General features: G+C 69.5%; 17 protein-coding genes and 1 rRNA gene. 6 read left to right on the forward strand and 12 right to left on the reverse strand.

Features of this window, described 5'->3' with window-relative positions:
- Positions 1–3: 3 nt before the first annotated feature.
- Positions 4–1,476: a PucR family transcriptional regulator ligand-binding domain-containing protein gene (locus AB0N61_RS04350; protein WP_363361990.1), complete on the reverse strand. Its 1,473-nt coding sequence runs from the start codon at positions 1,474–1,476 to the stop codon at positions 4–6.
- A gap of 165 nt (positions 1,477–1,641) precedes the next feature.
- On the opposite strand from AB0N61_RS04350, the gene AB0N61_RS04355 reads away from it, so the two are divergent.
- The gene (locus AB0N61_RS04355; protein ID WP_363361992.1) at positions 1,642–3,126 is read left to right on the forward strand and encodes a CoA-acylating methylmalonate-semialdehyde dehydrogenase; all 1,485 of its coding nucleotides are present in this window, start codon (positions 1,642–1,644) and stop codon (positions 3,124–3,126) included.
- A gap of 36 nt (positions 3,127–3,162) precedes the next feature.
- Positions 3,163–4,551 carry an aspartate aminotransferase family protein gene (locus AB0N61_RS04360; protein ID WP_363361994.1) on the forward strand — a complete coding sequence of 463 codons (1,389 nt, stop codon included), beginning with the start codon at positions 3,163–3,165 and terminating at the stop codon, positions 4,549–4,551.
- 263 nt (positions 4,552–4,814) lie between these two features.
- Here AB0N61_RS04360 and AB0N61_RS04365 read toward each other — a convergent pair whose 3' ends face one another.
- From AB0N61_RS04365 to AB0N61_RS04385, 5 genes are read right to left on the reverse strand one after another with little or no spacing between them, the layout of a single operon-like run.
- A complete protein-coding gene (locus AB0N61_RS04365) occupies positions 4,815–5,543 on the reverse strand; it encodes a GntR family transcriptional regulator (RefSeq protein ID WP_363361995.1) in 729 nt (242 codons plus the stop codon).
- A gap of 34 nt (positions 5,544–5,577) precedes the next feature.
- The gene (locus tag AB0N61_RS04370; RefSeq protein ID WP_363361997.1) at positions 5,578–6,357 is read right to left on the reverse strand and encodes a 3-oxoacyl-ACP reductase; all 780 of its coding nucleotides are present in this window, start codon (positions 6,355–6,357) and stop codon (positions 5,578–5,580) included.
- Between the two features lie 43 nt (positions 6,358–6,400).
- Positions 6,401–7,762 (reverse strand): aldehyde dehydrogenase family protein, encoded by a 1,362-nt coding sequence (locus AB0N61_RS04375; RefSeq protein ID WP_363361998.1) that lies wholly within the window; start codon positions 7,760–7,762, stop codon positions 6,401–6,403.
- Positions 7,759–8,511 carry a gamma-glutamyl-gamma-aminobutyrate hydrolase family protein gene (locus AB0N61_RS04380; RefSeq protein ID WP_363362000.1) on the reverse strand — a complete coding sequence of 251 codons (753 nt, stop codon included), beginning with the start codon at positions 8,509–8,511 and terminating at the stop codon, positions 7,759–7,761. The genes AB0N61_RS04375 and AB0N61_RS04380 overlap by 4 nt, the downstream gene beginning before the upstream one ends.
- Positions 8,492–9,847 carry a glutamine synthetase family protein gene (locus tag AB0N61_RS04385; protein ID WP_363362002.1) on the reverse strand — a complete coding sequence of 452 codons (1,356 nt, stop codon included), beginning with the start codon at positions 9,845–9,847 and terminating at the stop codon, positions 8,492–8,494. Before AB0N61_RS04385 ends, AB0N61_RS04380 begins: the two co-directional genes overlap by 20 nt.
- Positions 9,848–10,003: 156 nt before the next feature.
- Here AB0N61_RS04385 and AB0N61_RS04390 point away from each other — a divergent pair, with 156 nt between their 5' ends.
- Positions 10,004–11,551, forward strand: a complete 1,548-nt coding sequence (locus AB0N61_RS04390) for an amino acid permease (protein ID WP_363362004.1) — start codon at positions 10,004–10,006, stop codon at positions 11,549–11,551.
- Between the two features lie 27 nt (positions 11,552–11,578).
- Here AB0N61_RS04390 and AB0N61_RS04395 read toward each other — a convergent pair whose 3' ends face one another.
- Positions 11,579–11,851, reverse strand: a complete 273-nt coding sequence (locus tag AB0N61_RS04395; RefSeq protein ID WP_053097810.1) for a metal-sensitive transcriptional regulator — start codon at positions 11,849–11,851, stop codon at positions 11,579–11,581.
- A gap of 81 nt (positions 11,852–11,932) precedes the next feature.
- Here AB0N61_RS04395 and AB0N61_RS04400 point away from each other — a divergent pair, with 81 nt between their 5' ends.
- Positions 11,933–13,210 (forward strand): DUF445 family protein, encoded by a 1,278-nt coding sequence (locus tag AB0N61_RS04400; RefSeq protein WP_363362006.1) that lies wholly within the window; start codon positions 11,933–11,935, stop codon positions 13,208–13,210.
- A 128-nt stretch (positions 13,211–13,338) separates the two neighbouring features.
- Positions 13,339–14,799, forward strand: coding sequence for a cardiolipin synthase (cls, locus tag AB0N61_RS04405; protein ID WP_363362008.1), 1,461 nt, complete (start codon positions 13,339–13,341; stop codon positions 14,797–14,799).
- 27 nt (positions 14,800–14,826) lie between these two features.
- Here cls and AB0N61_RS04410 read toward each other — a convergent pair whose 3' ends face one another.
- Genes AB0N61_RS04410 through hutH form a run of 4 tightly spaced genes read right to left on the reverse strand, consistent with a single transcriptional unit; the run spans position 14,827 to position 20,152 of the window.
- Positions 14,827–15,732, reverse strand: a complete 906-nt coding sequence (locus AB0N61_RS04410; protein ID WP_363362011.1) for an arginase family protein — start codon at positions 15,730–15,732, stop codon at positions 14,827–14,829.
- Positions 15,713–16,930 (reverse strand): imidazolonepropionase, encoded by a 1,218-nt coding sequence (gene hutI / locus AB0N61_RS04415; RefSeq protein ID WP_363362013.1) that lies wholly within the window; start codon positions 16,928–16,930, stop codon positions 15,713–15,715. Before hutI ends, AB0N61_RS04410 begins: the two co-directional genes overlap by 20 nt.
- Positions 16,927–18,606 (reverse strand): urocanate hydratase, encoded by a 1,680-nt coding sequence (gene hutU / locus AB0N61_RS04420; RefSeq protein ID WP_363362014.1) that lies wholly within the window; start codon positions 18,604–18,606, stop codon positions 16,927–16,929. The genes hutI and hutU overlap by 4 nt, the downstream gene beginning before the upstream one ends.
- Positions 18,599–20,152, reverse strand: a complete 1,554-nt coding sequence (gene hutH, locus AB0N61_RS04425; protein WP_363362015.1) for a histidine ammonia-lyase — start codon at positions 20,150–20,152, stop codon at positions 18,599–18,601. Before hutH ends, hutU begins: the two co-directional genes overlap by 8 nt.
- A 91-nt stretch (positions 20,153–20,243) precedes the next feature.
- Here hutH and AB0N61_RS04430 point away from each other — a divergent pair, with 91 nt between their 5' ends.
- Positions 20,244–20,981 carry an IclR family transcriptional regulator gene (locus AB0N61_RS04430; protein WP_363362055.1) on the forward strand — a complete coding sequence of 246 codons (738 nt, stop codon included), beginning with the start codon at positions 20,244–20,246 and terminating at the stop codon, positions 20,979–20,981.
- Positions 20,982–21,092: 111 nt separating this feature from the next.
- On the opposite strand, the gene rrf is transcribed toward AB0N61_RS04430, so the two are convergent.
- Positions 21,093–21,178, reverse strand: a 5S ribosomal RNA gene (gene rrf / locus AB0N61_RS04435); the annotation flags it as partial.

A 21,178-nucleotide genomic window follows, 5' to 3' on the forward strand; every position in this document is an offset into this window, starting at 1 on the left:
GATTCAGGCGGATGCCGCGGTGCGCCGCCTCGCGAGCAGGGCCAGGTGCAGCGCCGCGATCGTCTCGCCGTCGTCGAGGTCGGCGCCGAGCAGATCGCCGATCAGAGTCAGGCGCTGATAGAAGACCGACCGCGACAGGTGGCTCGCCGCCGCTGCGGCCGAACGGTTGCCCGGGTGCGCGACGAGGGCGGCGAGCACGTCGAGCAGGTCGCCGCGGCGCTCCCTGTCGTGATGGATCAGCGGCGCCAGCATCCGCTCGCTGTGCTCGTGCAGCCGGTGATCGTCGCGCAGGGTCGCGACGAGGCGCTCGAGCGGGCGGTCGTCGACGCGGCGCACCCTGACCCCGGCCTCGGCCCGGTCGCTGTCGGCGAGGTCGCGCGCGGCACGCAGCGAGCCGAGCAGCCCGATCACATCGTCGGCGGCTGGGCCGACGAACACCGCCCTGTCGGGGCCGGCGATGCGCAGCACGACCTCGTCGGTCAGCACGACGGATGCCGGCAGCGACAGCAGCGCGACATCGTCGCCCCCGACCGGGGCTGCGACGACGGCGCACCCCGCCTGCCGCGCGCGATACGCGAGCTCGCTGATCGACGCCGAGCCCCGGACGACGATCCCGTGGCACTGCCGGTCGGTGAGGGCGAAACCGCCGGCCCGCAGGCGCGCATCGATGTCGTCGGCCGTGGCGAACCGCGCTCCCAGCAGGTCGTCGATCACCGCGCGCTGAGCGAGCAGCGACCATTCCGTGTCGCCGCCGTCGGCGATGCAGCCGAACGCGAGGGCCGTCGCCCCCTGCTCGAGCACCGTGAGTCGTCCGGCAGGGTGCGTCGGACCGGGCAGAGCGAGCAGCGTGCCCCAGCGCACCCCGCGCGCCTGCACGGGCACCCCCTCGGCGTCGCCCCGCGACCTCAGGACCTCGGCGATCGGCATGTCGAGCCCCTCGGTGGCGATCACCTCCCCCGCGAGATTCTCGAGGACCACCGGCGCGCGCAGCGCCCGCGCAGTCTCGGACACGACGACGTCGGCCGGCGCGCCCCTCAGGCTCAGTGCGGTGAAGAGCTCATGCAGATGCTGGCGCTCGTGCAGAGCGTGCGTCTGCGCGGCGATGAGGGCGTGATGCACCGCCTCGGTCACCGCGACGAACTTGACCTCTCGCGTCAATGCGATGAGAGCCAGTCCGGCCGTCTCGCACAGGTCGACCACCGGCGCGGGCACCGCGTCGCGGGCCGTGCCCACCTCGAACACGATGCCGGCGATGCCCGCGCGATGCAGGCTGGTCGCGAACTGCCGAAGCTGCTCGACGTCGCTCGGCCAGCCGGCTCCCGTCGTGAGCAGCAGTTCGCCGCCGTCGAGAAGCCGCGCGACGTCGGGGCTGTCGGAGACATGCACCCACCGCACCGCGACATCGAGGGCGGCGCCGCCGACGAGCACCGAGGGTCCGCCCTGCTGCACGGCCGCCTCGGAGAGGACGTCGGACACCGTCAGGAAGGCACCCTCCTCCGGACGTTCTGTCCGGACTTGCCCGAAGTCACTACGTTCTGACACCTGTCCGCCCTCGTGCGCTCTGTGATCATGGGAGAGAACCCAGCGTAGCGAACCTCGGTCAGAGTGTTCGATACGGATCACGCCGCACGAAGGAGCCCCGTGGACATCGTCCGTCACCTCATCAATGGAGCAGAGACCGCCGATGCGGCGCGCACGGGCCAGGTCTTCGACCCCGCCACGGGAGAGGTGACGAAGCACGTCGCCTTCGCCTCCACCGCCGAGGTCGACGAGGCGATCCGTGCCGCGGCATCCGCTCTGCCCGCGTGGCGCGAGACGAGCCTGATCAAGCGCGCCGACGTGTTCTTCCGCCTGCGCCAGCTGCTCAAGGAGCGCACGCCTGAACTCGCGGCGATCGTCACCTCCGAGCACGGCAAGGTGCTCTCGGATGCCGCGGGCGAGGTCTCGCGCGGCATCGAGAACGTCGAGTTCGCCGCCGGCCTGGTGCACCTGCTCAAGGGCGAGCGCAGCGAGCAGGTCTCGCGCGGCGTCGACGTGCACTCGGCCAAGCAGCCCGTCGGCGTCGTCGCGGCGATCACGCCCTTCAACTTCCCGGTGATGGTGCCGCTGTGGATGGTCGCCTCGGCGATCGCCTGCGGCAACACGGTCGTGCTCAAGCCCAGCGAGAAGGACCCGTCGGCCGCCGTCTGGATCGCGAAGCTCTTCCAGGAGGCCGGTCTGCCCGACGGCGTGCTCAACGTCGTGCACGGCGACAAGGAGGCCGTCGACGCGCTGCTCGACTCCCCCCGCGTGAACGCCGTCAGCTTCGTCGGCTCGACTCCCATCGCCCGCTCGATCTACCAGCGCGCTGCCAACGCGGGCAAGCGCGTCCAGGCGCTCGGCGGCGCCAAGAACCACATGGTCGTGATGCCGGATGCCGACATCGACGCCGCCGCCGACGCCGCGGTCTCGGCAGCCTATGGCTCGGCCGGCGAGCGCTGCATGGCCGTCTCGGTGCTGGTCGCCGTCGGCGACATCGCCGACGACCTGGTCGCTGCCACCGCCTCGCGCATCGAGGGCCTCACAATCGGCGCCGGCACGGATGCCGCGAGCGAGATGGGCCCGCTCATCACCCGTGAGCACCGCGACCGCGTCGCCTCGTACGTGACGGGTGCGTCGGCCGAGGGGGCCACGGTGGTGGTCGACGGCACGACCACGCAGTTCGACTCCGACGGCTTCTTCATCGGCGTCAGTCTCATCGACCGGGTCGCGCCGGGCATGAAGGTCTACGACGACGAGATCTTCGGGCCGGTGCTCTCGGTCGTACGCGTCGAGACCTACGCCGACGCGGTCGAACTCGTCAACGCGAACGCCTACGGCAACGGCACCGCGATCTTCACGCGCGACGGCGGCACCGCCCGCCAGTACGAGTTCGACGTCGAGGTCGGAATGGTCGGCGTCAACGTTCCGATCCCCGTGCCGATCGGCGCCTACTCGTTCGGTGGATGGAAGGACTCGCTGTTCGGCGATTCGCACATCTACGGACCGGAGTCGGTGCACTTCTACACTCGGTCGAAGGTCGTCACCACACGCTGGCCCGACCACACGCCCTCGCAGATCGACCTGGGCTTCCCGAGCAACCACTGAGCTCCCGAGCAGACACCGAGAACTGAAACACGAGACATGACGAACTTCACCGATCGCCACGGCGCATCGCATCCGCTTCCGGCCCCCGAGGCCGAGGCACAGGTGCGGGCGGACGACCGCGGCCACGTCTTCCACTCCTGGAGCGCCCAGGGACTCATCGACCCGCTGCCCGTCGCCGCGGGCGAGGGCTCGACGTTCTGGGATTACGCCGGCAACGCCTACCTCGACTTCTCGAGCCAGCTCGTGAACCTCAACCTCGGGCACCAGCATCCCGACCTGGTCGCCGCGATCCAGCAGCAGGCGGGCCGCCTCTCGACCATCCAGCCGGCGATGGCGAACGACGTGCGCGGTGAGCTCGCGCGACTCATCGTCGAGGTCGCCCCCGAGGGGTTCGAGAAGGTGTTCTTCACGAACGGCGGCGCCGAGGCCAACGAGTATGCGGTGCGCATGGCCCGCCAGTCGACGGGCCGACACAAGGTGCTCTCGATGTACCGCAGCTATCACGGGTCGACCTCGACCGCGATCTCGCTGACGGGCGACCCCCGTCGGTGGGCGAACGGCACCCCTGATTCGGGCGCCGTGCGCTTCTTCGGGCCCTACCTCTACCGCTCGCCGTTCCACGCCGAGACTCCGGAGCAGGAGTCCGAGCGCGCGCTCGCCCACCTCGAGCAGACGATCCAGCTCGAGGGCCCCGCGACCATCGCCGCGATCATCATCGAGACCGTGGTGGGCACGAACGGCGTGCTCGTGCCGCCGCCCGGGTATCTGCAGGGCGTCCGCGAGCTGTGCGACCGCTACGGCATCGTCTACATCGCCGACGAGGTCATGGTCGGCTTCGGCCGGCTCGGCGAGTGGTTCGGCATCGACGCGTACGACGGCCGCCCCGACCTGATCACCTTCGCCAAGGGCGTGAACTCGGGCTACGTGCCGCTCGGCGGCGTCGTGATCTCGGAGCGCATCGCGAAGGCATTCGACACCACCCCGTTCGCCGGTGGTCTCACGTACTCGGGTCATCCGCTCGCGTGCGCCGCGGGTGTGGCGACGTTCGAGGTGTTCCGCCGCGACGGCATCCTCGAGCGCGTGCGCGATCTCGGCGAGCGCGTCGTCGAGCCGACCCTGCGCCGCTGGGTCGACACGCACCCGAGCGTCGGGGAGGTGCGCGGCCGTGGTCTGTTCTGGGCGGTCGAGCTCGTGCGCGACAAGGAGACGCGCGAGCCGCTCGTCCCGTTCAACGCGAGCGGAGCGGATGCCGCGCCGATGGCTGCCTTCGCCGCGGCCGCGAAGAAGGCAGGTGTCTGGCCGTTCACGCACTTCAACCGGATGCACGTGGCGCCGCCGCTCGTGATCAGTGAGGACGAGCTGGTGCGCGGTCTCACCGTGCTCGACGAGGCCCTTGCTGTGGCAGACGAGCACGCCACTCGCTGACCCTCGCCGGGCGGGCATCTGCGCACGGTCGCAGATCCCCGTCCCGGTCGCAGGGTTTGCCGCGAATCACTGCGACACGGTGCAGAGTTGCGACACGATGCAGACGGGGCCGCGGCGGGCCCATCCCGGCGGGCATCTGCACCCGGTCGCAGATACCCGTCCGGGTCGCAGGGTTTCCGCCGAATCACTGCGACACGGTGCAGATCCACGACGCCTTGCAGATCTGCAGCCTCATGCCGGGGCGACCTCGTGCCGGGGCAGGGTCAGATCAGGAACCCGCGCAGCAGCGCCTCGGAACCTGCCAGGTGGTCGCGCATGGCGGCCTCGGCGGCATCCGGGCGTCCGGCCAGGATCGCCGTGACGATCCGCTCGTGCTGTTCGCCCGAGTGCTGGATGTTGCGCGGCATCAGCGGGAACGTGTCGAGCCAGGCGTTGACGTCTGCCCGGTTCTCGGCGACCAGTGCCACGAGCGAGGGGATGCCGGCGGCCTCAGCGATCGCGAGGTGCAGCAGTGTGTCGAGTCGGCGGTACTCCTCAGGCCCGGCCGGCAACGCCGCCTCATGCCGTGCCCACAGGTCGGCGCGGGTCGCGGCATCCAGCGTCCGCCCCGCCGCAGCCCGCACCGCTCCGGTCTCGAGCACGAGACGCAGCCCGAGCACGTCGTCGATCTCAGCCGCGGTCACCGCACCGGCATCCGAGGGCTGCGGCAGCGGGTCGGCGACGAACGTGCCACCGTACCTGCCGCGCTTGGGCACGAGGTACCCGGTGTCGGCGAGCTCGCGGATCGCCTCGCGCACGGTGTCGCGACTGACACCGAACGATGCGGCGAGCTCGCGCTCGGGCGGAAGCGACTCCCCGGGCGCGACGACGCCGAGACGGATCGTCTGCACGAGGCGAGCGACCGCGTCCTCGAGGGCGTTGCCGCGGCGCAGCGGCCGGTAGACCGCCCGGCGCACCTCGACGAGATCGCCGTCGGATGGGTGCTCGCTCATGCGTCTCAGCCTGTCACAGCGACATGACTCCGCTTCACAGCGGGGTGACGTAGGCGTTGGTGATGCCGCCGTCGACGACGAAGGCACTGGCCGTGATGAACGACGAATCATCCGAGGCGAGGAAGGCGACAGCCGCGGCGAGTTCCGACGGCTCGGCGAATCGCCCCATCGGCACGTGCACGAGTCGTCGCTGGGCCCGCTCGGGGTCCTTGGCGAACAGCTCCTGCAGCAGCGGAGTGTTCACAGGACCCGGGCACAGCGCGTTCACACGAACTCCCTGTCGCGCGAACTGCACGCCGAGCTCCCGCGACATCGCCAGCACGCCGCCCTTCGACGCGGTGTAGCTGATCTGCGAGGTCGCCGACCCCAGCAGGGCCACGAACGACGCGGTGTTGATGATCGATCCTCGCCCCGCCGGCACCATGTGCCGAAGCGCGGCACGACTGCAGAGGTACACGCTCTTGAGGTTGACATCCTGCACGCGATCCCAGGCCGGCAGCTCGGTCGTCTCGATCGAGTCGTCGTCGGCGGGCGAGATGCCCGCGTTGTTGAAGGCGATGTCGATGCGTCCGAACTCCTCGGCGACCCCGTCGAACAGCGCGTTCACCTTGGCCTCATCGGCGACATCGACCAGACGGAACGCCCCGCCCACCTCGGCCGCCGCCTTCTCGCCCGTGGCGGGGTCGACGTCGGCGATGACGACGAACGCGCCTTCCGCGGCGAAGCGCTGGGCTGTGGCGAAGCCGATGCCGCTGGCTCCGCCCGTGATGATGGCGACACGGTCCTTGAGGCGCTGGGTCAGATCGATGGTCATGTGTGTTCTCCGTTGCAGGATGGGAATGCGGGCAGGAAAGCGGTCAGGATTCGTCGGTCGCGAAGAAGACGTTCTTGGTCTCGGTGAAGTGCTCGGCGGCGTCGGGACCGAGCTCACGCCCGAGTCCGGATGCCTTCATGCCGCCGAACGGGGTCGCGTAGCGCACCGACGAGTGCGAGTTCACCGACAGCACGCCGCTCTGCACGCCGCGCGACACCCGCACCGCGCGTCCGAGGCTCTCGGTCCAGATCGAGCCGGCGAGACCGTAGGCGGTGTCGTTCGCCAGGCGGATCGCGTCGGCCTCGTCCTCGAACGGCATCACCGCGACGACGGGGCCGAACACCTCCTGCTGGGCGATCCGGTCTGACGGGTCGGCGAGCACCACGGCGGGGGCGAACCAGAAGCCGTCGCCCTCGGGTGCGCTTCCCCGGAACGCGATGGTCGCGTCGTCGAGGAAGCCCGAGACGGTGTCGCGGTGCGCGGCCGAGATCAGGGGCCCCATGTCGGTGTCGGCACTCGACGGCTCGCCCACCCTCCAGGCCGCGACCGCCGGCTCGAGCAGCTCGAGGAAGCGGTCGTAGACCGACCGCTGCACGAGCAGGCGGCTGCGGGCGCAGCAGTCCTGTCCGGCGTTGTCGAACACCGAGCCGGGCACCGCGGCGGCCGCCTTCTCGAGGTCGGCGTCGGCGAAGACGATGTTGGCGCTCTTCCCGCCGAGTTCGAGGGTGACGGGCTTGAGGGCGCGGGCGCATCCGGCGGCGACCTCGATGCCGACCTCGGTCGACCCGGTGAACACGACCTTGCGGACGTCCGGATGCTCGACGAGCCGCTGCCCGACGACAGAGCCCGACCCGGTGACGACCTCGAACAGCCCGTCGGGCAGGCCCGCCTCGAGGGCGAGCTCGCCCAGACGGATGGCGGTGAGAGGCGTGAGCTCTGCGGGCTTCAGCACCACCGCATTGCCTGCGGCGAGCGCCGGCGCGAATGCCCACGCCGCGATCGTCATGGGGAAGTTCCACGGCACGATCACGCCGACCACCCCGTAGGGGTCGTGGAACGTGACGTCGAGTCCGCCGGCCACCGGGATCTGTCGTCCGGACAGGCGCTCGGGGTCGGCCGAGTAGTAGTTGAGCACCTGCGCGACGTGGCCGGCCTCCCAGCGAGCGGATCCGATGGGATGCCCCGAGTTCAGCACCTCCAACTGTGCGAGCTCTTCCGCAGCGCCCTCCACCGTGCGCGCGAACGACCGGAGGGCATCGGCGCGCGCGACCGGGGCGAGCGCGGCCCATCGGCGCTGCGCGGCCACGGCTCGCGCGATCGCGGCATCCGTCTCTTCGATGCCGGCACGCGCGACGTCGCGGATCGCCGCACCGGTCGAGGGGTTGATGACTGTGAACGCGCTCATCGGGCGTCCTCCTTCCGCCGCGCGGCGAACGCACGGGCCTGTGAGACGAGATCGGCGAAGAGCCGCCGGTCTTCGGCGTTCTCCTCGGGATGCCATTGGACGCCGACGATGTGGCCGGCCGAGGTGTCGACGAAGGCCTGCACGAGCCCGTCGTCGGAGTGCGCCGCCGCCACGAGCCCCTCGCCCAGGCGGTTGACGCCCTGGTGATGGTAGCTGTGCACGCGCATCTCGGTCTCGCCGATGATGTGGGCGAGCGGAGTGTCGGTCGACACCTCGACGTCGTTCTCGGCGAAGACGCCTCCGCCGATGCGGTACTTCTCGGTGCCGAGCGATTCGGGCAGATGCTGCTGCAGCGTCCCGCCGCGGGCGACGTTCACCAGTTGCAGACCACGGCAGATCGCGAGCACGGGGATCCCCCGACGCTCGGCGGCCTGAAAGAGCGCGAGTTCCCATGCGTCGCGATCGGCGCGGGCGGGATCGGTGAGCGGATGCCGGTCCTCGCCGTACAGCTCGGGAGCGACGTCGGCGCCGCCGGAGAGCACGAGACCGTGCATGCCCGAGATGGCCGCGTCCGCGGCATCCGGGTCCTGCGGAGGAAGGAGCAGCGCGATGCCCCCGACCGACGTGACGCTCGTGAGGTACTGCTCGGGCAGGAACGCCGCCCTGACGTCCCACACCCCCTGCTGCGCGCGCTCGAGATAGGTGGTGACGCCGATGAGCGGACGCGGGTCAGAGACGCTCGAAGCCACGGATGCGCTCCCAGTCGGTGACGGCCGCGTCGTAGGCCTCGACCTCGATGCGCGCCTGGTTGAGGTAGTGCTCGACGACGTCGTCGCCGAACGCCTCGCGGGCGACGGTCGACTCGCTGAAGAGCTTCGCCGCCTCGCGCAGCGTCGTCGGCAGGTGGTCGACGGCATCCTCGTAGGCGTTGGCGGTGAACCGTTCGGGCAGCGGCAGCTCGTTCTCGATGCCGTACAGGCCACCGGCGATGATCGCCGAGATTCCGAGGTACGGGTTCACGTCTCCGCCGGGCACCCTGTTCTCGACCCGCAGGCCCGATCCGTGGCCGACGACGCGCAGCGCGCAGGTGCGGTTGTCGACACCCCAGGCGACACCGGTCGGGGCGAAGCTGCCCTTCGCGAACCGCTTGTACGAGTTGATGTTCGGTGCGAAGAGCAGGGTGAACTCCCGCAGGGTCGCGAGGATGCCGGCGATCCAGTGCTCCATCACGGGGCTGAATCCGTGCTCGCCGTCGCCCGCCATCACGGGCGCACCCGACTCGTCGCGCAGCGACAGGTGGATGTGACAGCTGTTGCCCTCGCGCTCGTTGAACTTGGCCATGAATGTGAGCGCCTTGCCGTGCTGCTCGGCGATCTCCTTCGCGCCGTTCTTGTAGATCGCGTGCTGGTCGGCGGTCTCGCGCACCTCGGCATAGCGGAACGCGATCTCCTGCTGGCCGAAGTTGCACTCGCCCTTCACGCCCTCGCAGTAGAGCCCTGCACCGTCCATGCTGTTGCGGATGTCGCGCAGCAGCGGCTCCATGCGGGTCGAGGCGAGCAGGTTGTAGTCGACGTTGTAGTCGGTGGCCGGCGTCAGTCCCTCATACTTGCGCGCCCATGCCTCACGGTAGGTGTCATCGAAGACGATGAACTCCAGCTCGGTGCCCGAGTACGCGGTCCAGCCGCGCTCGGCGAGGCGGTCGCGCTGGCGATCGAGGATGGCGCGCGGCGATGGTCCGACCGGTTCGCCGTTCTGCCAGACCAGGTCAGCCATCACGAGCGCGGTGCCCTCGAGCCACGGGATCCGTCGCAGCGTCTCGACGTCGGGCTTGAGCACCATGTCGCCGTAGCCGCGGTCCCAGCCCGACATCGCATACCCGTCGACCGTGTTCATGTCGACGTCGACCGAGAGCAGGTAGTCGCAGGCCTCGGCCCCGTGAGCCAGGATGTCCTCCTGGAACAGCCGCGCCGACACCCGTTTGCCGACCAGTCGCCCCTGCGCATCCGCGAAGGCCACGATCACCGTGTCGATCTCGCCGGCGGCGATGCCGGCATCCAGCTGTTCGATGCTCAGGTTGCCCGACATCCGACGCTCCGTTCTCGTGCGGTGAAGCGATCGGCCGATCGGCTTCGCCCTCAGAGTAGATCACCTCGTCGTTTAAAGGTAGACGAAACCACCATTGACTGTCACAATCGTCCGCAAGGTGCACCCGGTGCCTGCACGCATGCGAACGGAGAGCGGATGTCCCAGCAGAGCAATGAATCCCGCAAGGTCGCCGGAGCGACCTATACACGCGCCGGGAGTGAGTACTTCGAGAAACGGACCCTGAAGAGGTCGGCCGGAGTCTGGGGCCTGTGGGGCCTGGCAGTGGCCGCGGTGATCTCGGGCGACTTCTCGGGATGGAACTTCGGCATCGACTTCGCGGGCTTCGGCGGGATGCTCATCGCGTTCGCGATCCTCGTGGCGATGTACTACGGCATGATCTTCGCTATCGGCGAGATGGCGGCCGCGATGCCGCACACCGGAGGGGCCTACTCGTTCGCCCGCTCGGCCATGGGCCCGTGGGGCGGTCTCGTCACCGGCGCCGCCGAGACGATCGAGTACGTCGCGACCACGGCGGTGATCGTCTACTTCTCGGCATCGTACGCCAACGGCATCACGACAGAGCTGCTCGGCCTCGAGCTTCCGGGCTGGGTCTGGTACCTCATCCTCTACATCGTCTTCATCGCCCTGAACTCCGCGGGCGCCGCCATCTCCTTCCGCTTCGCGATCGTCGTCTCGGTGATCTCCATCGGCATCATCCTCGTGTTCTCCGCCATGGCGCTCTTCTCGGGCGCCTTCTCGTGGGACGCCCTGTGGGACATCGTCCCCGACGAGGGCCAGACCGCATTCCTCCCGCACGGCGTCCTGCCGATCCTGTTCGCCCTGCCCTTCGCGATGTGGTTCTTCCTCGGCATCGAGGAGCTGCCGCTCGCTGCGGAGGAGTCGCACAACCCGACCAAGGACATCCCGAAGGCCGGCTTCTGGGCCCGCGGCACCCTGATCGTCACCGGACTCCTCGTGCTGTTCCTCAACACCGGCGTGATCGGAGCGGAGGCGACCGGCACGGCGGGTGAGCCGCTGCTCGACGGCTTCCGCGCGATCGTCGGCGACCAGCTCGCCGCCGTGCTCGCGCTGTTCGCGCTCATCGGCCTGCTCGCGTCGCTGCAGGGCATCATGTTCGCCTACGGACGCAACATGTACTCGCTCTCCCGCGCCGGCTACTACCCGCGCTTCCTCTCGCTCACCGGCAAGCGGCAGACGCCGTGGGTCGCGCTCACCGTCGGCGCCGCCATCGGCTTCATCGCCCTCGTCGTGCTCGACGTGCTCACGGCTGTCGACTCCGAGGGCGCGGGATCCGTGGCGGGCGCGATCGTGCTCAACATCGCCGTGTGGGGCGCGGTCGTCGCCTACGGGCTGCAGCTCGTGTCGTTCATCATCCTGCGAAAGAAGTTCCCGAACGTCGATCGCCCGTATGTGAGCCCGTGGGGCATCCCCGGGGCCGTGATCGCGCTCGTGATCGCCGCGCTGATCTTCGTGGGATTCCTGCTCAACCCGACGTTCGGCCCGGCGATCATCGCGATCGCCATCGTCTATGCGATCATCCTGCTCGGTTTCGGCCTGTTCTTCCGGCACCGCCTCGTGCTCTCGCCCGAAGAGGAGTACGCCCTGTCCGGCGGTTCTCACGGCGACCCGCAGGCCGAGGGCTACGACGCCATGGAGGGCGAGGTCTTCGACGAGAAGCGCTGAGGGCGCGGGAGCGCGACAGGCCCGACCCTACTTGCGGTCGAAGTCGAACGCCTTCAGCAGTTCGTCGACGGCCTTGTCGCGCTCCTCGCCCCCCTCGTCGAACATGTGCGTCACGTGCGTGCGCAGATGATTCTCGAGCAGCAGGCGATTGAGGGACTCGAGCGAGCGCTGGATCGCGCGGGACTGCGTGATGATGTCCATGCAGTACTCCTCGCTCTCGATCATCCGCGCGACTCCGCGCATCTGACCCTCGAGGATGCTCGTGCGGTGCAGCGCACGCTTCTTGATGTCTTCGATCACGCTTCGAGGGTACTCGGCTCCCGGGGCTGTCAGGCGTCGGAAGCCGACCTCGGCGAGACCTTCGCGTGAAAGGATGACGTCATGCCGCGCACCCCGATGGCCCTCCTCTCTCCCGCCGATCAGGAGCGGCTCCGTGCCCTGCGCCGGATGAAGGCGGTCGCTCTCGGCGCCCTGATCTTCATGGCCGTGGTGTTCGTGATCGCGTTCGCGTTCCAGGAGCGGCAGTCGTGGCTGGGCTACGTGCGCGCCGCCGCGGAGGGCGGCATGGTGGGCGCTCTCGCCGACTGGTTCGCCGTGACGGCCCTGTTCCGCCGGCCGCTCGGTCTGCCCATTCCGCACACCGCGATCATCCCGAATCGCAAAGACGAGATCGGCCGCACGCTGGGCGAGTTCGTCGAGACGAACTTCCTCGAGGCGAGCGTCGTGCGCACCAAGCTCGCGAGCACCGCGATCGCGAAGCGCGCCGGAGAATGGCTGCGCGAGCCCGCCCACGCCGAGCGCGTGGCAGCCGAGGGCGCGACGATCGCGACGGCCGTTCTCAACGCCCTCAGCGACGACGACGTGCGCGACCTCATCTCCGACCTCGCTCGCGAGCACCTCGTCTCTCCCGAGTGGGGCCCGCCCGCCGGCGCCTGGCTCGAGAAGATCGTCGAGGCCGGCGCCCATCACGGCGCGGTCGACCTCGCCGCCGACAGCATCGGCCGCTGGCTCGATGCGAACGCCGAGTCGTTCTCGGGTCTCATCTCACGGCGCCTCCCGGGTTGGGTGCCGAAGCTCGCACACCGATTCGTCGACGACACCGCCTACAACGAGGCGGTCAGGTTCGTCCGCGCCGTGCAGGCCGACCCGACACATCCGGCCCGCATCGCCGTCGACGGATACCTCGCCCGCCTCGCCGACAATCTGCAGAACGACCCCGAGACCAGGGCGAAGCTCGAGAACGCGAAGTCGTCGCTGTTCGACAGCCCGCGCGTGGGCGCTCTCGCCGCCGAAGCCTGGAACACGGCCAAGAACGGACTGCTCGCCGCCCTCGCCGACCCCGAGAGCGGGTTGCGCGTGCGCGCGGCTCAGGCCCTGAGCGAGGTCGGCGAGAGGCTCAGGACGGATGCCGCACTGCAGCACCGTGTCGACACCTGGGTGTCGGACGCCGCGGTGTTCCTCGTCGACCGCTACCGCCACGACATCGCGTCGATCATCACCGACACCGTCGAGCGCTGGGACCCGGCCGAGACGACCGAGAAGATCGAGCTCATGGTGGGCCGCGACCTGCAGTACATCCGCCTGAACGGCACGTTCGTCGGTGCACTCGCGGGCCTTGCGATCTTCACGATCGCGCACCTGCTGATCCCCGGGGTGTGAGTCGGCGCAGCATCGCACCAGCCGGGTGAGGGCCTGTGGAGCTGCGGGCCCACCGCTGCTAACGTGCACGCCACCGGTGCGCGCAGCCCGCTGCGTGCGAGATGCCGGCATCCCTCGAAGGAGGCGTCATGGACTCGCTGCTCTCCGCGAATGTGGTCTGGTCGGTGCTCGCCGTCGCGGCGTTCTGCATCAATGTGCTCGCGCTGATCTACATCCCCCGCGACCGCAAGCCGACCGCGGCCATGGCCTGGCTGCTGCTGGTGTTCCTGCTCCCGTTCGTCGGCATCGCGCTCTACCTGCTGATCGGAGACTTCCGACTGCCGAAGAAGCGCCGTGACGAGCAGCAGCGCATCACGGCGATGATCGCCGAGCGCGCCGTCGACCATTCGGATGCCGGGGCTCCGCGCTGGCTGCAGCGTGTCGCGCAGCAGAACCATGCCCTCACCGGTCTGCCCATGGTCGGCGATTCCTCGGCGCAGCTGATCGACGACTACCAGGCGTCGATCGATGCGATGGCCGCGGCCATCGATTCCGCCGAGCGGTACGTGCACGTGGAGTTCTACATCGCGGCCCGAGACGAGACGACCCGAGGGTTCTTCGACGCGATGGAGCATGCCGTCGCACGCGGTGTGACGGTGCGCCTGCTGGCCGATTACATCGCCTCGCGCAAGATCCCGAAGTCGGTCGAGACCTTCGCCGAGCTCGACAGGGTCGGCGTCACGTGGGCATGGATGCTGCCGGTGCGGCCGTTCAGGGGCGAGTACCAGCGCCCGGATCTGCGCAACCACCGCAAGCTCGTCGTCGTGGACGGCAGAGTCGGTTTCGTCGGCTCGCAGAACCTGATCTCCCGCGACTACAACTCGGAGAAGAACATCGCGCGCGGCCTGATGTGGCAGGAACTGGTGTCTCGCGTCGAGGGACCGGTCGTCGCCCAGGTCGATGCGGTGTTCCTGTCGGACTGGCTCATCGAGACCGGTGAGGACCTGTCCTCGGCCGAACGCGTGCCACCCACTGCAGTCCCCGCGTCCCCACCCGCCGATCTGCACTGCCAGATGGTTCCGAGCGGACCGGCATACGGCACCGAGAACAACCTGCGGATGTTCCTCTCCCTCATCCACGGAGCCACCGAGAAGGTCATTCTCACGAGCCCGTACTTCGTGCCCGACGAGGCGATGATCTATGCGATCACCACGGCGTGCCAGCGAGGGCTCGACGTGCAGCTGTTCGTCTCGGAGCTGGGCGACCAGGCGATGGTCTACCACGCACAGCGGTCGTACTACGAGACGCTGCTGCGCGCCGGGGTGCGCATCTTCCTCTATCCCGCGCCGTACATCCTGCACGCCAAGCACTTCTCAATCGATGACGACATCGCGGTGATCGGCTCGAGCAACATGGACATCCGCTCCTTCAGCCTCAACTCCGAGATGTCGCTGCTGGTGCGCGGCGCATCGTTCGTCGCGCAGATGCGCGAGGTCGAGCAGAAGTACCGCTCCGCCGGGCGGGAGCTGACACTCGACGAATGGCTGCGCGAGCCCGCGAGATCGACCTTCCTCGACGGCCTGTTCCGGCTGACGTCGGCCCTGAACTGAGCCGGCCGCCGGCGCAGCCGACGGCGCTCACCGCGTGGCGAGAGCCGCGAGCATCTCGAGCACGCAGAGAGCCGCGAGTCGGACCGTCCGCATGTCGGCGGTGTCGGCGATCGCGTCGACCTCGGCGATGTCGGCGCTGACCACGCGGGGATCCCCGACGATCGAGCGGACGAGCGCCCTCAGCTCCCAGGCGGCGAAGCCACCGGGAACGGATGCCGGGCAGCCGGGTGCCGCCGCCCGGTCGACCGCGTCGACGTCGACATCGAGGTGGATGCGGGCTGCGGCACCCGCTCCGGCGGTGCGCGTGGCCTCGGCGACGACGTCGTCGATGCCACGGCGCCGCACCTCGTCGAGGGTGATCACGCGGATGCCCCATTCGGCAGCGCGCGCCGCGTAGGCCGCCGAGTTCGCGAAGTCGGCGATGCCGATCTGCACGATCCGCGTCGGGTCGATCCGCTCGCCGTCGGGGGCGTCGTCGATCAGCCGGCGCACGGGCGACCCGTTCGAGATGCCGTCGCGCAGATCGAAGTGCGCGTCGATCGTGATGAGGCCGGTGGCTCCGGCGCCCCGCGCGACCGGATAGGTCAGCGCGTTGTCACCCCCGAGCGCGATCACGAGACGGGCCGCGTCGGCGAGCTCGTGCACGCGCGTGACGGTGGCCGCGATGCCATCGTCACCGTCGGGCTCCTCGACATCCCCGGCGTCGAGAACGCGCAGTGCGGTGCCGAGGTCGATGACCGGCGGGCCCATGATCGTCGCGCTGTAGCGGGTGAGCGCCTCGCGGATCGCGGCAGGTGTCGCGTGCGCCCCGGTCGGCGACAGCGACGTCCGCCAGGTCGGCACGCCGAGCAGCACGGCATCCGCATCGTCCCCGGTCGCGAAGGCGGGCCAGGAACCTGCGCGCGGCCAGAGGTCATCGTGCGACAGTGCCATGGTTCGTCCTCTCTGGAGTTCCGGATGCCGCGAAGACCGCCACGCCGTCTTTCCAGACCTGCTCGACGAGCGGCACACCCGGTCGATAGGCGAGATGGATGCGGGTCGGCGCCTTCAGCAGCACCAGGTCGGCGCGGGCACCGGGGGCGATCGCGCCGACGTCGTCGCGCCGCAGGGCCAGGGCTCCGCCGGCCGTGGCCGACCAGACCGCCTCGGCGGGAGTGAGACCCATGTCGCGCACCGCGATCGCGATGCAGAACGGCATCGACGAGGTGAAGCTCGAACCCGGGTTGGTGTCGCACGCGATCGCCACGGTCACGCCCGCGTCGATGAGCCGACGTGCGTCGGGATACGGCTGGCGCGTCGAGAACTCGACACCGGGCAGGAGGGTGAGCACGGTGTCCGAGCCTGCGAGCGCCGCGATGTCGGCATCGGTCAGGTAGGTGCCGTGATCGACGGAGGCCGCGCTCAGCTCGACCGCGAGGCGCACCCCCTCCCCGGGCCCGAGTTGGCTCGCATGCACGCGGGGCGTGAGGCCCTGGGCGATCCCGGCTTCGAGGATCCGCCGTGACTGCTCGACCGAGAACGCGCCGGTCTCGCAGAACACATCGATCCATTTCGAATGCGGAGCGCACGCGTCGAGCATCGGCCCCGTCACCAGGTCGACGTACTCGTCCTCGCGGTCGGCGTACTCGGCGGGCACCACATGCGCTCCGAGAAAGGTGACCTCCGGAGTGACCTCGGCGGCGAGCCGCACCAGCCGCTCCTCGTCGCGCACACTGAGGCCATATCCGCTCTTGATCTCGACGGTCGTGGTGCCCTGCGCGAGCATCTCGCCGACGAATCCGCGCAGACGCGCGCGCAGCTCATCGTCCGTGGCCTCTCGGGTCGCCGCGACCGTCGAGCGGATGCCGCCGGCGGCGTACTTCTGCCCGGCCATCCTCGCCTCGAACTCGGCGGCGCGATCGCCGCCGAACACCAGGTGGCTGTGGCTGTCGACGAATCCCGGGATGACGGCTCGTCCTGCCGCGTCGACGATGACGTCCGCTGCCGGCGCATCCGCGGAGGATCCGACCCAGGCGATCCGCTCACCGTCGATGAGCACTGCGGCGTCGACGAGCGTGCCGCAGCGGTCGCCGTCGGCCGAGAGGACGTTGGTCGTCAGCTCGGCGATGTTCGTGATCAGCGAGGTGGTCACAGCATCGGCACCTTGAGTCCGCGCTCCCGGGCGATGTCCCGAGCGTGCTCGTATCCCGCATCGACATGGCGCATGACTCCGGTGCCCGGGTCGTTGGTGAGCACTCGTTCGAGCTTCTCGGCGGCGAGCGCCGATCCGTCGGCGACGGTCACCTGTCCGGCGTGGATCGAGCGCCCGATGCCGACTCCGCCGCCGTGGTGCAGCGACACCCACGACGCACCGGATGCCGTGTTGAGCAGCGCGTTCAGCAGCGGCCAGTCGGCGATCGCGTCCGAACCGTCCTTCATGGCCTCGGTCTCGCGGTACGGCGATGCCACCGAACCGGAGTCGAGGTGGTCACGGCCGATCACGATCGGCGCGGCGAGCTCGCCCGAAGCGACCATCTCGTTGAACTTGAGCCCCGCCAGGTGGCGCTCCTTGTATCCCAGCCAGCAGATGCGTGCCGGCAGCCCCTCGAAGTGCACGGTCGAGCCGGCCTTGTCGAGCCAGCGATGCAGAGCCGTGTCTTCGGGGAACAGCTCGGCGATCGCACGGTCGGTCTTGTAGATGTCCTCGGGGTCGCCCGAGAGCGCCGCCCAGCGGAAGGGGCCGCGGCCCTCTTCGAACTGCGGACGGATGTACGCCGGCACGAATCCCGGGAACTCGAACGCGCGGTCGAAGCCACCGAGCTGGGCCTCGGCGCGGATCGAGTTGCCGTAGTCGAAGACGGCGGCCCCGGCATCCTGGAACGCGACCATGGCCGCGACGTGCTGCGCCATCGACTCGCGCGAGCGGCGGGTGAACTCGTCGGCATCGCGCTCGGCCTCGGACTTCCACTCGGCCACGGTCATGCCGACAGGCAGGTAGGCCAGCGGGTCGTGCGCGCTGGTCTGATCGGTGACGATGTCGATCGGCACCTCGCGGCGCAGCAGCTCGGGGAACACCTCGGCCGCATTGCCCACGACGCCCACCGAGAGCGCCTCGCCGGCATCCTTCGCCGCGACGACCCGGGCGATCGCCGCGTCGAGATCGGTCGTGTACTCGTCGAGGTAACCGTGCTCGACACGACGCGCGAGGCGCGATTCGTCGACGTCGACAATCAGCACCGCCCCGTCGTTGAGCGTCACCGCCAGCGGCTGCGCGCCGCCCATCCCGCCGGCGCCGCCGGTCAGGGTGAGCGTCCCCCTGAGCGAGTCCCTGCCGAGCGAGCGGGCGACCGCGGCGAACGTCTCGTACGTGCCCTGCAGGATGCCCTGGGTGCCGATGTAGATCCACGACCCGGCGGTCATCTGGCCATACATGATGAGGCCGAGCTCCTCGAGCTTGCGAAACTCGGGCCAGGTGGCCCAGTCGCCCACGAGGTTCGAGTTGGCGATCAGCACGCGCGGCGCCCACTCGTGCGTGCGGAAGACACCCACCGGCTTTCCCGACTGCACGAGCAGCGTCTCGTCCGGCTCCAGTTCGTCGAGGGTGCGAACGATCGCGTCGTACGCCTCCCAGCTGCGCGCCGCCTTGCCCGTGCCTCCGTAGACGACGAGGTCTTCGGGATGCTCGGCGACCTCGGCGTCGAGGTTGTTCATCAGCATCCGCTTCGCCGCTTCGGCGCCCCAGCTCTTGGCGGTGCGCTGGTTGCCGCGGGGGGCTCGCACCGTGCGCGGTGCGGCGGTCGGAGTCGTATCCGTCGTGAGGTCAGTCATTCGCGTGCTCCTTTGCGATGCGGGCGATTGCACCGGACTGCACGAGTGCGGTCACGGCTTCCATGTCGGGCGAGAGGAATCGGTCGGGCCCGGGGCCCTCCACGACCGTGCGGACCAGATCGCGCACGGCGCCGGTCGCGGGTCCGGCCTGCAGCGGAGCGCGGAGGTCCAAGGCACGCGCGCCGGTGAGGATCTCGATGGCGATGACACGGCCGAGACCGTCGATCGCACGGCGCAGTTTGCGCGCGGCGGCCCACCCCATCGAGACGTGATCCTCCTGCATCGCCGACGACGGGATCGAGTCGACGGATGCCGGAACGGCGAGGCGCTTGAGCTCCGACACGATCCCCGCCGCCGCGTACTGGGCGATCATCAGCCCCGAATCGACGCCCACCTCGTCGGCGAGGAAGGGCGGCAGACCGTGGCTGCGTGCCGGATCGAGCGCTCGATCCGTGCGGCGCTCCGAGACGGAGGCCACATCGGCGACCGAGATCGCGAGGAAGTCCAGCACCGCAGCGACCGGTGCTCCGTGGAAGTTGCCGTTCGACTCGATGCGCCCGTCGACCGTGATCACGGGGTTGTCGATGACGCTGGCGAGCTCACGCTCGGCGATGCTCGCCGCATAGCCCATCGTGTCGCGCGCGGCTCCGTGCACCTGCGGCGAGCACCGCAGCGAGTACGCATCCTGCACGCGGCCGTCTTCGGGACCCTTGTGGCTGTGCACGATGGGGGAATCTCCGAGGAACGACCGCAGGTTCGCCGCCGACAAGGCCTGACCCGCCTGGGGGCGGAGCGCCATGAGATCGGCGGCGAAGACGGCATCCGTGCCCAGCTGCGACTCCACCGACATCGCAGCGGCCATGTCGGCCGAGAGCAGCAGCGTCTCGAGGTCGTGCAGCGCCAGCACGAGCATGCCGAGCATGCCGTCGGTGCCGTTGATGAGCGCGAGTCCCTCCTTCTCGACGAGCGTCAGCGGCTCGATGCCGGCCGCGGCCAGAGCGTCGGATGCCGAGAAGAGCTCTCCACCCTCGTTCCGAACGTCTCCTTCGCCCATCGTCGCGAGGGCGATGTGCGCGAGCGGAGCGAGGTCGCCGGAGCAGCCCAGTGATCCGTACTCGCGCACGACCGGGGTGATGCCGGCGTTCAACAGCGCGGCGTAGGTCTCGACGACCACGGGACGGACTCCGGTTCGTCCCGAAGCCAGCGTCTGCAGCCGAAGCAGCTGCAGCGCGCGGACGACCTCACGCTCGACCTCGGCGCCGGTTCCCGCCGCATGGGAGCGGATGAGGCTCGCCTGCAGCTGCAGTCGACGATCGGGGGCGATGAACGTCGTGGCCAGTGCGCCGAAACCGGTCGAGACACCGTAGTGCGGGCGGGGGTCGGCTGCGAGTCCGTCAATGACCCTGCGAGTCTCGGCGACCCGCTCGAGGGCGGCGGAGCTGATCGTGACGGGGGCACCGTGGCGCGCGACCGCGACGACGTCGGCCGGGCTCAGCGGTGCATCGCCGACGAGGACGTCGATCGCGACAGAAGGAAGATCGGTCATGTCTCGATTCCACACCCGACAGGTCGCACACGACAGGCGATCGTGCCATCCTGTGTCTGTGATACCAGACACTCGCGAGACCGCCGCCCAAGTGCCGGCGGCACACAACACTCTGCGGATCCTCACGTATCTCGCCGGGCGCCCGGCTCCCGTGGCCGCGTCGGCGATCGCCCGCGAGCTGGCGCTGCCCCGATCTACCGTCTATCACCTGCTCACCACGCTCGCTGCGCATGGGTTCGTGCTGCACATGAAAGAGGACCGACGATGGGGCCTCGGCACCTCGGCCTTCGAACTGGCCGGTGGATATGCGCGGCAGCAACCGTTGGCGAGGGTCGGCCGCCCTCTTGTCGCCGCCCTCTCGGATCGCCTGGGTGAGAGCACGCACCTGGCGGTGATGAGCGGCGGCGATGTGCTCTACATCGTCGAGGAACGTGCACCGCGGAGACAGGCACTCGTCACGGATGTCGGAGTGCGCCTGCCCGCACACCTCACGGCGTCGGGGCGTGCCATGCTGGCGGCCCTCCCCCGGGAGCAGGTCCGCGCGCTCTATCCGAGCGCCTCGGCGTTCCCGAATCGTACGGGCCGAGGGCCGAGGAAGCCGAGCGAACTGCGCGAGCTGCTCCGCACTGTGCGAGAGCGCGGCTACGCCACCGAGGACAGCGAGGTGGCCGACGGCCTGCGCAGCGTCGGAGCCGTGGTCCGCGACCACGCCGGCTGGCCCGTCGCCGCAGTGGCGGTGACCTGGGCGGGCGGGGAGCTCGACGAGAGCGCCCTCGCGGATGCCGTGATCGATACGGCGTCCGTACTCGAGTCACGGCTCAAGCGCTGACCTCACGCGGGCGCTTGCGCCTGCGTGTGCGTGTGCGTGTGCGTGTGCGTGTGCGCACACGTTAACGCAGAAAAGCCACCCAGCATTGGGTGGCTTTTCTGTTTAAAAGGAGTCCGGCGGTGTCCTACTCTCCCACAGGGTCCCCCCTGCAGTACCATCGGCGCTGTGAGGCTTAGCTTCCGGGTTCGGAATGTAAA

Source organism: Microbacterium sp. NPDC089320 (assembly GCF_040684875.1).
Taxonomy (GTDB): Bacteria; Actinomycetota; Actinomycetes; order Actinomycetales; family Microbacteriaceae; genus Microbacterium.

Excerpts from the sequence above, each read along its gene's own strand:
- AB0N61_RS04390 (WP_363362004.1), top strand. The coding sequence starts at position 10,004 with ATGTCCCAGCAGAGCAATGAATCCCGCAAGGTCGCCGGAGCGACCTAT.
- AB0N61_RS04370 (WP_363361997.1), bottom strand. The coding sequence starts at position 6,357 with ATGACCATCGATCTGACCCAGCGCCTCAAGGACCGTGTCGCCATCATC.
- AB0N61_RS04400 (WP_363362006.1), top strand. The coding sequence starts at position 11,933 with ATGCCGCGCACCCCGATGGCCCTCCTCTCTCCCGCCGATCAGGAGCGG.
- cls (WP_363362008.1), top strand. The coding sequence starts at position 13,339 with ATGGACTCGCTGCTCTCCGCGAATGTGGTCTGGTCGGTGCTCGCCGTC.
- AB0N61_RS04385 (WP_363362002.1), bottom strand. The coding sequence starts at position 9,847 with ATGTCGGGCAACCTGAGCATCGAACAGCTGGATGCCGGCATCGCCGCC.
- hutH (WP_363362015.1), bottom strand. The coding sequence starts at position 20,152 with ATGACCGATCTTCCTTCTGTCGCGATCGACGTCCTCGTCGGCGATGCA.
- AB0N61_RS04365 (WP_363361995.1), bottom strand. The coding sequence starts at position 5,543 with ATGAGCGAGCACCCATCCGACGGCGATCTCGTCGAGGTGCGCCGGGCG.
- AB0N61_RS04375 (WP_363361998.1), bottom strand. The coding sequence starts at position 7,762 with ATGAGCGCGTTCACAGTCATCAACCCCTCGACCGGTGCGGCGATCCGC.
- hutU (WP_363362014.1), bottom strand. The coding sequence starts at position 18,606 with ATGACTGACCTCACGACGGATACGACTCCGACCGCCGCACCGCGCACG.
- AB0N61_RS04410 (WP_363362011.1), bottom strand. The coding sequence starts at position 15,732 with ATGGCACTGTCGCACGATGACCTCTGGCCGCGCGCAGGTTCCTGGCCC.
- AB0N61_RS04360 (WP_363361994.1), top strand. The coding sequence starts at position 3,163 with ATGACGAACTTCACCGATCGCCACGGCGCATCGCATCCGCTTCCGGCC.